This window comes from Marinifilum sp. D737, from assembly GCF_026672275.1.
Lineage (GTDB): Bacteria > Bacteroidota > Bacteroidia > Bacteroidales > Marinifilaceae > Marinifilum.
Genome location: NZ_JANQCD010000047.1, coordinates 15,699 through 30,177 on the forward strand (window position 1 = coordinate 15,699; position 14,479 = coordinate 30,177).

Sequence of the window (14,479 nt, forward strand, 5' to 3'; positions counted from 1 at the left end):
ATTAGAAAACTGTGAAGAAAGTTTTAGTAATAAGCGAGAAGAACGAAGCCCGTTCGCAAATGGCCGAGAAATGGCTGAATTACTATGGTAAAAAGCATTTAAAAGTTTGGAGTGCCGGATTAGAGAAAGGAATAATTAATGTTTTGGCACAGAAAGCAATGGCCGAAGCTGTTATGGACATTCCTGAATACAAATCGAAAGCTTTGAGCGAAATAAAAGAGGATAGTTTTGACTATGTATTGTGTTTTGATAAAGAACTTTCAAGTAGGTTGCCTGAATTAAAAGGAAATCCTGAAGTAAAAGTATTTGATGTGCCAAATCCTGTGACTGTAGAAGGAGAGGAGAAGGTAAAATTACAAGCTTACAATGCAGTATGTAATGCAATTGATGATGCTTGCTTTGTATTTGTGCAGGAACGTTTCCAGATTGTATCATAAATTAACAGATTTATTGATAATAGATTTTGTTTGCATAGCACTTTATTTTGATAAAGTACATTGTGTTAACCTTACAAAGAGATTCATGTATTGGATCTCTTTTTTTGTGCTGATTCATCTGAATTTGGAAGAATTCACTGGATAAGTACCATTACGAATTGTCAATTTCTTATTTGAAATTGAGTTTCAAACATTTTTATTTTCATCAGATTTATTTTGTCTGAATAAGCTTTGTTTTTTACCAACTTGCTTGACATGGCTGTGATTTATTCGTAATTTTAAAATAGATCCGATTGGGCTTCTAATGTATGTAAAATCAATATTTTAAGATCTTTGTGATGTTCCATATTATTATAGACATACTTCAGGAAACCTATCGGAGTAAACCTTCTCAAAATCCAGAAAAGAATTAAGCAGTTCAATTTATTTTTAGAATATTCATACAAAAGGAGGCGAAGATGAAAAAAAACATTGGAGTTTGGTTAGATACCGAAAAAGCCTACATTATTACACTTGAAAGTGGCAATTGTCATATTGAAACAATTGAATCGGAAGTTGAAACAAGAGTGCGTTTTAAAGGAGAAACAAAGGCTTATTCCCGAATGGGGAATCAGTTTATTAATCCGGCAAAGAGAATGACTCACCGACGCAGACATCAGTTTAAGCAGTATTTTGAAAATATAAGTTCTAAACTGGAGAATGCAGAGGAGATTTACCTGTTTGGACCTGCTGAAACAAAAGTACATCTGGCAAAGCATATAAATAAGAATACCAATCTTAATGATAAAGTGAGAAAGATTGAATCGGAAGATAATATGACCGAGAATCAAATGATTGCTCGTGTTAAAGAGATATTTAGTTCCGATCCTGTAAAGATTAAAGCAAGGATCAGGCATTGAGATATAATCGACTAGCATATCAATAGGTAAGTAAGGCGGTTCCCGGTTTTGAATATTTTGCAAGATTGCCATCGAAGCAGAATTCAAAGCCGGGAATTTCTTTTCACAGTAATCGTTAAATTGTAGACGGTAATCAGAAAACGAACAGTTAAAAGTTTTAAAGATTCTTGTATCTGGTTTAAAGCTGATCGTTGAATGCTTGCGATTACTTGCACGAATTTTTAAATTAGCATACGTATTAATTTTGAAGAAACCATAACAAGTAATGATTCAACAGATAGAAATCACTTTAACCGCTTATTCGAGAGGATATCACTTAATTGACTCAGAAATAAGAAGAAATTTGCCTGATTTACCAGAAACAGGAATGATGCACCTGTTTATCAAACACACATCGGCAGCACTAACCATTAACGAGAATGCTGATCCTTCGGTTCGGGATGATTTTGAGTTAATTATGAATCATTTGGTGCCGGAGAATGAACCTTACTATACACATGTGTTCGAAGGAGCAGATGATATGCCTGCACATGTAAAAGCTTCTATGATGGGAACAGAATTGACTATTCCCATTACAAATCACCAATTAAATATGGGAATTTGGCAGGGGATTTATTTGTGCGAATTTAGAAATAGAGGAGGACGTCGCAAAATTGTTGTTACCATATATTCATAAAAAAAACGCCTCATTTTGAGGCGTTTTTTTTATATAGATTGTGTTTTTTCTCGTAACCAGGCTTTGTGTTTCTCATCCAGATCTAGAGAAAGAATATCGTATACTTTTTGATGATAATTGTTCAGCCAGTATCTTTCTTCTTGCGTTAATAATTCTACAATGATGCCTTTGGTTTCGAAATGACAAAGTGTTATGGTTTCAAACTCCAAATAATCACCAAATTCTGACGATCCAGCATCTTTACAAAGAATTAGATTTTCGTGGCGAATTCCATATTTCCCATCTCGGTACAATGCTGGTTCATTCGACGTAATCATACCTTTTAGAATGGCTTGATCTTTCAGTTCCTGGCGAATGCTTTGAGGACCTTCGTGCACATTCATAAAGCAACCAACTCCATGACCTGTTCCATGACCATAATTGCGTAGGTTTTTCCACAAATCCATTCTTGCTAAAGCATCAATGTTGCAACCACGTGTTCCTACCGGGAAAACTGCCATTGACAATTGCATCATACCTTTTAATACCAAAGTATAATCTATTTTCTGTTCTTCGCTTAAGCATCCAAGAGGAATGGTTCTGGTAATATCTGTTGTTCCATCAAGATATTGAGCACCAGAATCAATTAAAAGAATGCTTTCTTTTTCAATCTCAACATTACTTTCTTCTGTTGTATGATAATGTGGTTGTGCTCCATGAGCTTTATAACCACAAATGGTTCCAAAACTTTCACCTACAAATCCTTCTTGCTGAGAGCGGAATTCCTTTAATTTTTCCATTACCGTAAATTCGGTAACTTTGGTATTTTCAAGGTTTTCTTCCAACCAATAGTAAAAATGTGTTAAGGCAATACCATCTTTTTTCATGGCATTTTTCATTCCTTCAATCTCTACATCATTTTTAGTGCTCTTAAAAAGTTGTGTTGGGTTTTCTCTTTCAATAATGTTTGCCGATATGGAATTGAAAATTCTAAGGTTTGTTCTGTTAATATCCAAAAGAACATTGGCAGAGCCAGGTATTTCTTCTAAATCATTAAAAATACTATTGTAATCAGCTATTTCAATTTCATCTTCCAGCAAATCTTTAATTAGACTTTCCGGAACTTTACCTTCGTTTAAATAAATCGTAGCCTTTTCTTTTTCAATAAGCGCATAAGTCAATGCCAGCGGATTGTAATCAACATCGCTTCCACGTAAATTGAAGATCCATGCAATATCATCCATACTTCCTACAAAATGATAGTTGCAATCCAATTCAGCCATTTTCTTACGAATCTTGGTTAGCTTGGCAAATCTGGTTTTGCCGGAATATTTTAAATCATGACCAAAGATTTCTCCATTAGGTAAAGCAGGGCGATCTTTCCATATTTCATTGATTAAATCAAATTCTTCAACAATATGAATTCCTAAATCGCCTAAGTTGTTTTTTAAATTGCGAGTTTCGGCAACTGAAAAGCAAGTTCCATCGAATCCAATATTTGCATCTACATCCAGTTCGGTAGTTAGCCACTGATATGGTGTGGGAGTATTCTCTGTTCCCATTTTGAATAACTCAATGCCACTGTCAGTCAACTCTTTTTCTGCTTGTAGGAAATATCTGGAATCTGTCCAAAGACCAGCTTTGTTTTCGGTGATAACAACTGTTCCTGCCGATCCGGTAAATCCTGAAATCCATTGACGACTGGTCCATCTGTAAGGAACGTATTCGCTCATATGTGGGTCTGAGCTGGTAATGATGTAAGCGTTAATTTCTTTTTCATTCATTAGAAAACGCAATGCGTTTACTCTTTCGGCAATAGTCATTTTTAGGTTTGTTATTGTTTAGGCCATAAAATTACAATAATAAGCTGAGTTTGACTAAAAATATGGTCACAGTTTGAATTGATTTTGAGTAGAAATTTACTCGAATTTCCCTAGGAATTGAGAAGAGTCCTTTCTTAAAAAAATCAATGAAAATATAATTTGACACAAAAAAACCTCTTTTCCTTATGAAAAAGAGGTTTCTTCGAATTGTATTTTTTATTTTAAACTAACATTTCCATATTGGCTGTTAATTTTTACTTTTCCTTTAGGATCAGTTGAATTTCCAACAATCACTTTCAAATATGTCTCCGAGTTGTCAACGATCTTTTGAATTATTTGTGCATTATTCGGATAATTGATACCACAATATTTGGTTTCAGCCTCAAGCGAATATGATGCTCCATCTTCAATTGCAATTCGACTTGCAACGTATTGGTTATCCACTTTAATGCTTTCAAAATCTTTAGAAACATTGTCGATTTTACAATTACCATATTTAAGAGTCAACTCTAATGCCTTATTTACATTTTCGACTCTAAAGTCAGAATATTGTCCCATGTTTACTCTAAATACATCTGTATTTACAATGTTGAAAGCATCATATTTTGAATCAGCAAAAATAGTTTCATTATTATCTAAATGCAGTTTAGAATAACGACTAACTACAATTAAGGCCTTACTTGTTCCAATATTCATTTTCGAATATTTTAAAGTAAGTTTGGTTCTGTTACACTCTTCAATGCTTGCCTTAGCATAAGCCAGGTTAATGGTACTAACAGGTTTTTCTTCCGGATACAGAAGCTTTTCTGCTTTTAGATTTCCATAACTTAGGTTGATGTTTGCTTTCTCTTTGGTCGATTGAATAAATATATTCCCAAACTTATTGACTACATCAAGTTTAATATACTCTGGCATAAAAATTTTATAATCGATACTGAATTTTTTACCAGTTTTAAACTTGGTTGACATTCTGGTTTCAGCTTTAATTATATCACCAATTTTATCCATATTGATATCTATATTGGTGAAAAGCAACTTTGCTTTTTCCTCACTGGTAGTTTCAATGGTAATTAAAACCTTTACCGAAACGGAATCTTTTTCCCAATTATGGATGTCAACATCACCATATTTGTTGCTAATTTTTAATTCAGTTCCTTTTTTAGCCGTGAATACTTCTATAATTTCTTTCTCATATTCATCTGTAGCAAAGGAATTAAATCCAAATCCCATAACTAAAATCAATAGGATAGCCGAAAATTTAAATTTAAATGCTTTCATCGTTGTTCTATTTTTATGCTTTTAAATTCTTGTTACTAGTGGTTGTTTTCTGAATTATGCCGAGACATTCAGGTTTGTTTTTGTTTGTTTTCTTACCTGGTACAATTGCTCAATAATCCTGTTTAAAATATTGGTTTTTACCTGGTAATATTCAATCATTGCCTGAATTACTCTGTCATCATCAGGATGCAATTTTAATTCTTGTTTTAGTTGATTGTAGCGTATATCCATCTCTTTCAGTTCTTCTGATAAAATGTTTTGGTGTTCTTTATTATCAAAGCTTCCCATTCGCTCAATCATCCTCAACTGGCTGTCGATATTTGATGTGTAAAACAATTCAACTTCCTGATATTCCGGAGATATAGCTCCGAGACCCAATTCTACAGGAGATTGCATTTTACGAATCTGATATCCAGTAATCCCCGAAATGACCACAAAAATAGCTATTGTTGCCACTTTTAAAAGTCTTGACATCCCAAATAGAGATTTCTTTTTTTGTTCGTTGTTCAATTTTCCAAGAAAGTTTTCAAAATGATCGTTCCCAGGATCATGATCATCGAATGCTTCCCTGTGTTCCCTAAGTACTTTTTCCAATTCTTTCATACAAACAAGTTTTATTCGAATTGTTGTACGTAACCTTCTTTTTTTAATGTTAATACTTCATGGTGGTGTAGTCATTTGGTATTAACGGCAATAAGAGAACGGTTTACAGCAATTTTTTGGTTTTCTCTTTTTCTAATATTTGAATCAGTTTCTTTTTGGCTCTCAAAAATTGTGATCTTGATGTTGATGCATTTACATTCATAACTTTTGCTATCTCTTCATGATCGTATCCTTCCAATAAGTACAGATTCAATATGATACGGTAACCTGTTGGTAGCAGGTTTATCCCTTTTTTAATGATATCAATTTGCTCCTTGGTATCCTCAATCTCATAACTGCTTTCCTCTTCTTTCAGCTTGTATAACTCATTTTCCAAAGGGAAAATCTCAAGCTTTTTCTTTTTTAAGCTATCCAAAGAACGATTAATTACGATTCGTTTTAACCAGGCACCAAAGCTAACTTCTCCTTTATACTTCCTGATATTTTTAAATGCAGACAGAAATGCTTCCTGCATAATATCTTCGGCTTCCGATTCGTCTTTTACGATTCGCAAAGACGAATTATACATTGCCTTATAGTATAATTTATAAATCTTAAATTGTGCTTTGGGATCGTTCTTTCCGCAAAGCTCAATTAAATCTTGGTGAATGTTTTGGTACAATGAGCTCATTAATCAATTTCTATTCTAATGACGATTGCGGAAATCATGCGTTGCATGTCTTTTTAATTATTTGAGAGAATAAATATAATTAAAAAGAAATACCAAGATAGTGTTAAGGAAAGAATATTTTGTAAATAACAGATATTGATGCGATTGGAGATTAAAAAAGTGAGCTTGCACGTGAAAGAATAATTTTTGCAAATTCTTTTATTGTTGATCTGAAAATTTTTAGGCTGCGTTTAAAATGGTATTCAAGCTCATTTCTTTCCAGTTTTTGGTCCTTGATATTTTCAATTTTGGCGATGAGCCCATTGGCCATATGTTCATACACTGACCTTTTGTAATGTCTGATGCTATGGTTAATATCTACTTCAGTAATAAATTCTCTCACATCAAGAATGTAGGTGTTCTTGTGCGAATTGCAGAATTGTTCTACAGCATTGTTCATTCTTTCGTGACGAGCTCTGGCTTTGCCATATTCCGATTGATTGCTAAGCGGAGTATCAACTTCGGCTCCATTAATAAATATGATTGGCTTTTTTACCTTCTTTCGAATGGTTTCGAGATTCTTGATTAATTGATCTTCCGTAATCTGTCCAATAAAATCATATTCAGTGCTGAAAAAATCATAAAAGGCTTCATTCATATTTTTGAATTCGTGCTTTTTACAACGTGTAACAAATTCAGCTTTCTTTTCATTTACAAAATCGGAATAGGATTCGTATGGAATTTTAACTCCTGTAGATTTCGATTGGTACAAATCCATTGTATAATCAATCAGAAGACTGTATACTAGAATGTCGTAATTGTTGGAGAACAATTTAGTGTCAAAAACCTGCTGATCTAAAAATGGAATGGAAGCAATTAGTTCTTTTTTACTCTCCTTGTTCAGGCTTTCTGACTGCAAAAGAATTTCGGTATGCGCTTTGGGAATCGGGTGATTGTTCTGGTTTACGTTATTGTATTCGGTATCCACTTCCAAATCTTTATACGATAGGTAGTGCGCCATTTGCCTTAAATCACATGCTCCTTTTAAAAGTATTTTGGTTGATGAAGAATCTTTGTTCTGATTATTATTTGTCCAATCATCAACTTCCATGATCCAGTGTGGCTGATCTTGCGAATTCAATTCCACAGTAACATCACCCACTCTTTTTAATCCTGGGAAATTGAGTTTGGAATACATGTATTGCTCCACACCAATATTCATCGAACGGCAAGAAAACAGAAAATGCGCCAGCTGGTTTTTACTTTTATACAAGGCATAGAATCCTACAATTCCATATTCTCCAAATCGATCTTTTACTTTTACAGCTTTGCATTCATAATCAGGATTTTTTAGCAATGCTTCCAATTCATTTTTACCAATTCTTTTCTTGGTGTAGTTGATTTGGTTGGTTCGATTAATGAGTTCGTGAATTCTATCAATTATAGGTTCTAAATTTTCTATAATTGCCAAGTGAATATTCGATGATTCCAGAAAATGAATATTGTCTGAAAAATGTTCTTTTTCTTTCTCTTTTTCTTCAAGAATTTTATACTGCTGCAATCTGCTTAGTGCGGTATCATCCTTTCCCGAAAAAGCTTTGTGTTTGCTAATTTCTTGAATGAAATCAGGTTCTTTGGTATGAATTCCTTGATTGTAAAATTCTACTTCGGCCAGATTTAAATGGTTATCGTCTAGAAATAAAACATTTGCAGGACGAAGCTGTGCTGAACTGATAATTTGCTTGATGTTGTTGCCTTTGGGATTCCAGTTGATCTGCGGAAATACAAAATATTCCCAAATCTTTAATTCAATTAGTTTGGCTTTAGCCTTTTCAAAATCGTTTTTAGAAGCAATTGAATTGATAATTCCTCTTGAGCTTAGATCTTTAATTAGTTGAATGTTATCATTGATAGGAATAATCCCTTCTTCCGATAAAGTTCCTTTCCAAAATGTATCATCTAAATCCCAAATTATCAGTTTAATTGATTCCATATTTTGTAGTTAATTGTTAGTCTACGTTAAATTTATATAGAATAAATAAAAATAACAATCAATTAAGGTGTTGTTCATGAGGAGAATAGGAGGGTTGATCAAAATTGATAAAGTTTAGTTTTTAAGAACAAGTAGATCTGATCAGAGAGATGCTTGCTTTCCCAGTGAATATTTTAACCAATACATTTACCGAATTATATTTTATCTTAAAGAGAAAGTTACGGTGCTCTGTACTTATTTTACTCTTAAAATGTATTAACAACAAAGATTACACGGCTCCGCTGCTTTTTCATGAATAAGAGGTGATGATTACTTAGGTGTGGAGCACCTTAAATATTTGTAGTAGTTAAATAATTGGCAATGCTAAAGGTACAGCGTACCGTAATATTTACTGATAAAAAAAAGAGTTGCCGATATTCTCGATAACTCAATTTTCTTGAGTGATCCCTCTGGGGTTTCCCGATGATCCGCTATCGCTTCTATCGGGATAGACTTCTCACCCTAAGGAAATTTCAGGCATAAAAAAAGAGTCACCAAGATATTGGCAACTCTTCATTTTTTTTAGTGATCCCTCTGGGGTTTCCCGATGATCCGCTATCGCTTCTATCGGGATAGACTTCTCACCCTAAGGAAATTTCGGGCATGAAAAAAGAGTCACCAAGATATTGGCAACTCATCATTTTTTTTAGTGATCCCTCTGGGGTTCGAACCCAGGACCCCAACATTAAAAGTGTTGTGCTCTACCAGCTGAGCTAAGGAATCGGGATTTCTAAATTACAGAAAAAAATGAATTTTTGAAAATAAATCAAAAGCAAATGAATTTTAGAAGGATTGATTAATAATTGATTGTTTTGTGCTTATGATTTTCTTTGTTTTCACTTTTGACAAAAAATATATAATAATGGTTTTGAATAATTGGATTGCGTACCTTTACGTTTACTTACAAAGTGAAATTATAAATAATAAGCAATTTTGTTATATGTATAGAAAACTACTTGCAATCCTGTTTTTTCTAATACCGCTACTAGCGATTGGACAAGATAAAATGAGTTTGAAAGGTGAAATGTTGGACCATAAAGGAGAAAATTTCATTCTTTTAACTGGTGATGATGGAGGAGTTTTTATTGTAGATAGTGCCAAGGTTGATTATAATGGTGTAATTCGATTTGATTGGGAGGGAAATCCTGGATTCTATCGAATTGCCAATAAGAGTAATAAGATTGATATTAAAATTGATGGAAAAGATTTCTGGTTCTCTTTGTCTGGATCAATGGAAGATGGTGAACTGCAGTTTCCAGACAATGATGAGAATTATCAATACCAATACTACCTATCTGAATTTTCAATATTAAATGAATCGATAGAGGACTTGCGAGAAGATTTGCTGAATTTAAATGAGAAGGATTCTTTATTCAAAGAGAAGTATTCGGAATTTAAAAAACTGAAAAAATCGAAACGCAATCTGCTTAAAGATTTATGGGGATCACACATCGATGCATGGTCGGCACGTTTTGCGCTGGCTCAGCAAGAATTGATTCCGGATGTAAAATTAAAAGGACAAAAAGCAGATGATTTTTACCTGAAACACTTCTTCGATTATTTTGCCTTTTCGGATTCACTCCTAACTGGAACTCCTGTTTACTACGAAAAAGTAGCGAAATACCTAAAAGCACAGAAAATTACTGATTTGATAAGTGAAGGTAACTATAAAGAAATTAAGGATTTAATTGGCAATTTGTTCTGGTTGACAGAATTAAATCCAGGATCGCAAAAATACATGGCCAACTACCTGATGAATCGTTTTCCTGAAGAAGAGTATTTCGAAGTATACCACATTGTAAGTGATGCCTACCGTATTTTAAATACCTGTGAATATGTGTTGAATACCAAAACAATAAAGCGCAGGATCAATAATTATAAAGCCATCACAAAAGGTTGGCAAGTACCTGATATTCATTTATATCATACCAATGATGGTAGAATGCAGAATTTAAGCAATGTGAATAGTGAGGTGACTTTACTAATTGTGTGGTCGGGGAGTTGTGAGCATAGTGTGAATATGCTTTCGCAAATTTCGGAGATATATTATACTTATAAGGAACTAGGTTTAGAGGTTGTAGCAGTTTCTTTGGATGGCAACCTGAATTATTGGAAATCTGCAATAATGAATGGAGCTTATCCGTGGATTAATTCCTGCGATACTGATGGATTACATGGAACAGTGGCCAGCCAGTTAAATACATTTGTTACGCCAAGCATGTTTTTAATCGATTCTTCATTGAAAACCATTGCTTTACCACAAACTTTTTTTCAGTTGGAGCAGAAGTTGATTGAGATTTTTATGTGATTTCAATTTTCAATTAATAGATGGAAGTGTATGATGTGCTTTCTTTAATGGTTATGGATTTCGGTGATGTTTTGACCCAAGTTCAAATCAAGCATTAATCCATTTCCTGATATTATGCTTATATTTAGCATTAAAACTAATTACGAACCTGTATCATGAACTTTAGTAGCTTTAATTGGCTAAACCAGAAATTTTCTCAAAATTACATTATACGCAAGCCACTTATTGGAACTCTAATCGTTGCAGTGTTCTGCTATCTATTTACCATTTTGTATAGACCACAAAATACCAATAGTTCCGATCCTTTTAGCTATGAAGTTACCATCGCCATTTATTTGTTGGCTCTAATGCCTCCTTTATATTTCATGATAAAAGTGTTGAAATTACTTCCAAACTTTAAGAGCAAAGAGAATTGGACACTTTTAAAAGAAGTTGAATTTGGCGTGATACTTTTCTTAATATTGGGAGTGTGGAATTATTTCGTAGGATTTGTAATGGAAAATCCAGTGGGGAGATGGAATATTTACACTTTTCTCGATTCGGTAAAAAGTACATTAACTGTGGGGATTCTGCCATATTCTATTATTAGCATACAGAATAGCAGATTTTTATTTGCCTCAAATTCTCAGCAGGTTGTTGTGGATCTAAATGCTCATGCAAATGAGAACGAAGTAATTCATATCAACTCCAAGTTAAAAAAAGGAGACATTAGCTTCGATCCGGAATCATTCTTGTATGCAGAATCGAATGGGAACTATGTAATTTTCCATTTTCTTAAGAATGATATGATTCAGAAAGAAATGCTTCGAAACTCGATTGGGGATGTTGAGAAGCAATTGAGTGAGATTCCTTACCTGATACGAATCCACAGGGCATTTATTGTGAATGTAAATAAGGTAAGCCAAAAGAAAGGAAATAGCTCAGGTTATAGATTAAGTATTGATGGGCTTGATGTCGATTTGCCTGTTTCGCGACAGAATGTTGCCAACTACGACCAGTTGGAACTTAATCTGAAAAAATCTAAGCTTCCCATTCATCCCAATTAATTACCACTTGTAACAACTTTCTAAATAAGCCAGGAGTGGATTTGTCATCTGTCACAAATTCATGATGTCTGTACCATACATTTGTCTCTTCTGCCCGTATTTACTGACTTTGCAATGAATATCAATTGTAAAATTAAACCAGTCAGGAAACATGAATTGTTACAATCAAACCGATGTGAAAAGATCTGCACTATTCACATTTATTCTTTTATTCATACATATAAACATACTATGTGCAGAAGGAAAACAAGTAATGCATGGAGTAATTATCGATCAAATTGATAATGGACCCATTGCCTTTGCCACCATCTCCTTACATCATCAAGCAGATAGCTCATTGCTGACAGGCACAACAAGCAATCAGGATGGATATTTCGAAATCAGTAAAGTAAAAAGAGGAAATTACTTGCTTCGAATCAGTTTTATTGGATATCAAACGCGCATGTTACAAGTTCAGTTTGACAATCAAAACAATTGTGATTTGGGAACTTTTCCTTTGAAGGAGGAAAGTATTCACATGCAAGAGGCATTGATAGTGGCGGAACGTAAGAAAGCACAGACATCTGATAGGGGTACAACTTTTTTTATGAATAAGAAAATTTACAACAGCTCTAATTCGGGTGTTGATATCCTAACACACCTTCCGGGCGTTCAGGTAGATTTGATGAAGAATATCAGCCTGGAAAGCAGTACAAATATTAAAATTTTGGTGGATGGAAAGGAACGTGATGTGCAATACCTGGAGCAATTGGATGCCAAACAAATTGACCGGGTAGAAATCATACGAAATCCCGGAGCCAGATACGATGCACATATTACCGGGGTAATCAATGTATCATTAAAGAAAAGAGAGGAAGGAATGAGCGGACATATCTTCTCCGAAATACCTACTAATTCACAGGAAATATTCCTGGACCCAACTTTTGGATTGAATTACAACAACAAGAAATTAAATGTATACACTTCCTATAGTGGAAAACTCAGATATTTCGACAATTCAGAAGAGAATGTCAAAATGATAAATACCGATAAAGGATTACAAACTTTCAATTCTGTTTTGGATTTAAGACAAAAAAATTGGAAACACAATATTCATATGGGAGCCGATTATTATCTCGATTCTCAAAATCAGTTTAGTTTGTATGCCTTTGTTTGTCCGGAGACTCAAAGCTTTGAAGGTACAGCCAATATGGAATTAAATACCGATGGGAGTAATGATGTAAGAGAGTCAAGGGATAGATTGGAGAAAAACGACTACACCTTGTCGCATTATTCCATCTTTTACAAGCATCTGTTTGCCAAGGAAGGAAGTGAGATCACTTTTGATTTGAATTACTTTCGACTGCGAGGAGAGAATTCCATTTTGTATGATAGTCAGGAAAGCACAAGCTTAAACGGTGTAAAGCCACACAATCAGTTTATTGGTTTTCGCATAGATTATACCTCTCAGCTTGCATCAAAAATAAAGATGGACGCAGGATGGAAAAGCCAGTTGCGTGACATGAAGGACAGAAATTCCTCGGAATTCAGCTATCAGGAAGATGTTCATGCGGCTTACCTGGCTTTCTCATATGCCAATAAGAAATGGAACGCAAGTATTGGATTACGAGGCGAATATTCATACACTGGTTTAGACTATGGTGAGAAAAAAGAAGAAATTTCTTTTCTTCCTAATGTGCAATTGGGTTGGCAGCTTGCTAAAAAACATAACCTACAGATGAACTACAGAAGAAGCTTAAGGCGTCCGCATGTTTATCAGTTGACACCGGTTGCAACGAGCATTGATCCTGTAAGTATCAAACGAGGAAATTACGATTTGATTCCCGCTTCTCATCATCAATTTAGCCTGAAACATTCTGTTTCATTGGGAAAGAGCCACCTTTCCACAGAATTTTACCATGTCTTATCCAAAGATGAGATTCAAAATCATGCTTTTGTGAATCAAGACGACTTGTTGGAATATAATATTGCCAATTTGGCCGAAAGAAAAGAGTACGGATTCAAAATTAGCGCTGCCCTTAGTTTGAGCAAATCCATTGGCCTTACTCCCTATTTGAAAGGATACAGGAGGTACGATAGCCCGAATCAACAGGCCCGAGAATTGGGGATTGTAGAAAAGAATAGTTCGGGATACGAATTTGGCTGCTCATCAAGAGTGAACCTGACCAATGAACTTTCTGCCTCATGTACTTTTCAATACATTAGCCCCTCATACGATTTGCAGAATCGACGCTATTATAATGCCATCTACATTTGTTCGCTTAATCGCTCATTTAAAAGTGGTTTGAAACTCGGAATCTCATCAACCATTCCATTAAAAAAAGATTTTACCTATTCGGCAGTAAGAAGTTCAGGGCCAAATTACCATTCAAATACAAAAGGACAGGTACATGTGTCCACCTTCTTTGTTCGTCTTCAGGCTAGCTACCAATTCAAGTGGGGAAAGCAGAGAGCTAAAATTGAAAGAAGGAATCGAGTAGAAGGGGGAAAGCAGGGGAAGGGGTTTTAGTTGTGGTAGTAGTATTGCATATTGGATCAAGCAGAAAAGTTGTGTGGTGTTTATGCTTGATCCGCCTCAGTCGGGATAGACTTCTCACCCTAAGGAAGTTTCAGGTATAAAAAAAGAGTCACCAAGATATTGGCAACTCTTCATTTCTTTAGTGATCCCTCTGGGGTTCGAACCCAGGACCCCAACATTAAAAGTGTTGTGCTCTACCAGCTGAGCTAAGGAATCATCCTGATTTTATTT

Annotated in this window: 11 protein-coding genes and 2 tRNA genes; 6 read left to right on the top strand and 7 right to left on the bottom strand. The window is 34.6% G+C overall.

Translation table 11 applies throughout. The features are described from left to right. The first annotated feature begins 11 nt into the window (after positions 1-11). The 3 genes from NQ163_RS18720 (at position 12) to NQ163_RS18730 (ending at position 2,012) form a co-directional block, all read left to right on the top strand. The gene (locus NQ163_RS18720) at positions 12-437 is read left to right on the top strand and encodes an arsenate reductase/protein-tyrosine-phosphatase family protein (RefSeq protein ID WP_268191859.1); all 426 of its coding nucleotides are present in this window, start codon (positions 12-14) and stop codon (positions 435-437) included. Positions 438-895: 458 nt separating this feature from the next. Continuing rightward, a complete protein-coding gene (locus NQ163_RS18725) occupies positions 896-1,336 on the top strand; it encodes a hypothetical protein (protein ID WP_268191860.1) in 441 nt (146 codons plus the stop codon). Positions 1,337-1,601: 265 nt separating this feature from the next. Continuing rightward, positions 1,602-2,012, top strand: coding sequence for a secondary thiamine-phosphate synthase enzyme YjbQ (locus NQ163_RS18730; protein WP_268191861.1), 411 nt, complete (start codon positions 1,602-1,604; stop codon positions 2,010-2,012). 29 nt (positions 2,013-2,041) lie between these two features. Here the strand turns inward: NQ163_RS18730 and NQ163_RS18735 are convergent, their stop codons facing one another. From NQ163_RS18735 to NQ163_RS18760, 6 genes are all read right to left on the bottom strand, one after another. After that, the gene (locus NQ163_RS18735) at positions 2,042-3,814 is read right to left on the bottom strand and encodes an aminopeptidase P family protein (protein WP_268191862.1); all 1,773 of its coding nucleotides are present in this window, start codon (positions 3,812-3,814) and stop codon (positions 2,042-2,044) included. Between the two features lie 216 nt (positions 3,815-4,030). After that, on the bottom strand, positions 4,031-5,092 hold the full coding sequence (locus NQ163_RS18740; protein WP_268191863.1) for a hypothetical protein: 1,062 nt from the start codon (positions 5,090-5,092) through the stop codon (positions 4,031-4,033). Between the two features lie 54 nt (positions 5,093-5,146). Then, the gene (locus tag NQ163_RS18745; RefSeq protein WP_268191864.1) at positions 5,147-5,695 is read right to left on the bottom strand and encodes a hypothetical protein; all 549 of its coding nucleotides are present in this window, start codon (positions 5,693-5,695) and stop codon (positions 5,147-5,149) included. A 103-nt stretch (positions 5,696-5,798) separates the two neighbouring features. Beyond that, a complete protein-coding gene (locus NQ163_RS18750) occupies positions 5,799-6,365 on the bottom strand; it encodes an RNA polymerase sigma factor (RefSeq protein ID WP_268191865.1) in 567 nt (188 codons plus the stop codon). Positions 6,366-6,516: 151 nt separating this feature from the next. Beyond that, positions 6,517-8,337: an HAD-IIIC family phosphatase gene (locus NQ163_RS18755; RefSeq protein ID WP_268191866.1), complete on the bottom strand. Its 1,821-nt coding sequence runs from the start codon at positions 8,335-8,337 to the stop codon at positions 6,517-6,519. A gap of 689 nt (positions 8,338-9,026) precedes the next feature. Next, a tRNA-Lys gene (locus NQ163_RS18760) sits at positions 9,027-9,099 on the bottom strand. A 217-nt stretch (positions 9,100-9,316) separates the two neighbouring features. Between NQ163_RS18760 and NQ163_RS18765 the strand changes: the two genes are divergently transcribed. The 3 genes from NQ163_RS18765 to NQ163_RS18775 all read left to right on the top strand — a co-directional run bounded on the left by NQ163_RS18765 (position 9,317) and on the right by NQ163_RS18775 (position 14,239). Continuing rightward, positions 9,317-10,684, top strand: coding sequence for a peroxiredoxin family protein (locus NQ163_RS18765; RefSeq protein ID WP_268191867.1), 1,368 nt, complete (start codon positions 9,317-9,319; stop codon positions 10,682-10,684). Positions 10,685-10,839: 155 nt separating this feature from the next. Continuing rightward, positions 10,840-11,730, top strand: a complete 891-nt coding sequence (locus NQ163_RS18770; RefSeq protein WP_268191868.1) for a LytTR family DNA-binding domain-containing protein — start codon at positions 10,840-10,842, stop codon at positions 11,728-11,730. A gap of 151 nt (positions 11,731-11,881) precedes the next feature. Further along, positions 11,882-14,239: a TonB-dependent receptor domain-containing protein gene (locus tag NQ163_RS18775; protein WP_268191869.1), complete on the top strand. Its 2,358-nt coding sequence runs from the start codon at positions 11,882-11,884 to the stop codon at positions 14,237-14,239. 152 nt (positions 14,240-14,391) lie between these two features. On the opposite strand, the gene NQ163_RS18780 is transcribed toward NQ163_RS18775, so the two are convergent. Beyond that, positions 14,392-14,464, bottom strand: a tRNA-Lys gene (locus tag NQ163_RS18780). Between the last annotated feature and the right edge of the window lie 15 nt (positions 14,465-14,479).

Coding starts and splice junctions, on each gene's coding strand:
- NQ163_RS18725 (WP_268191860.1), top strand. CDS start 896: ATGAAAAAAAACATTGGAGTTTGGTTAGATACCGAAAAAGCCTACATT.
- NQ163_RS18730 (WP_268191861.1), top strand. CDS start 1,602: ATGATTCAACAGATAGAAATCACTTTAACCGCTTATTCGAGAGGATAT.
- NQ163_RS18735 (WP_268191862.1), bottom strand. CDS start 3,814: ATGACTATTGCCGAAAGAGTAAACGCATTGCGTTTTCTAATGAATGAA.
- NQ163_RS18740 (WP_268191863.1), bottom strand. CDS start 5,092: ATGAAAGCATTTAAATTTAAATTTTCGGCTATCCTATTGATTTTAGTT.
- NQ163_RS18745 (WP_268191864.1), bottom strand. CDS start 5,695: ATGAAAGAATTGGAAAAAGTACTTAGGGAACACAGGGAAGCATTCGAT.
- NQ163_RS18750 (WP_268191865.1), bottom strand. CDS start 6,365: ATGAGCTCATTGTACCAAAACATTCACCAAGATTTAATTGAGCTTTGC.
- NQ163_RS18755 (WP_268191866.1), bottom strand. CDS start 8,337: ATGGAATCAATTAAACTGATAATTTGGGATTTAGATGATACATTTTGG.
- NQ163_RS18765 (WP_268191867.1), top strand. CDS start 9,317: ATGTATAGAAAACTACTTGCAATCCTGTTTTTTCTAATACCGCTACTA.
- NQ163_RS18770 (WP_268191868.1), top strand. CDS start 10,840: ATGAACTTTAGTAGCTTTAATTGGCTAAACCAGAAATTTTCTCAAAAT.
- NQ163_RS18775 (WP_268191869.1), top strand. CDS start 11,882: ATGAATTGTTACAATCAAACCGATGTGAAAAGATCTGCACTATTCACA.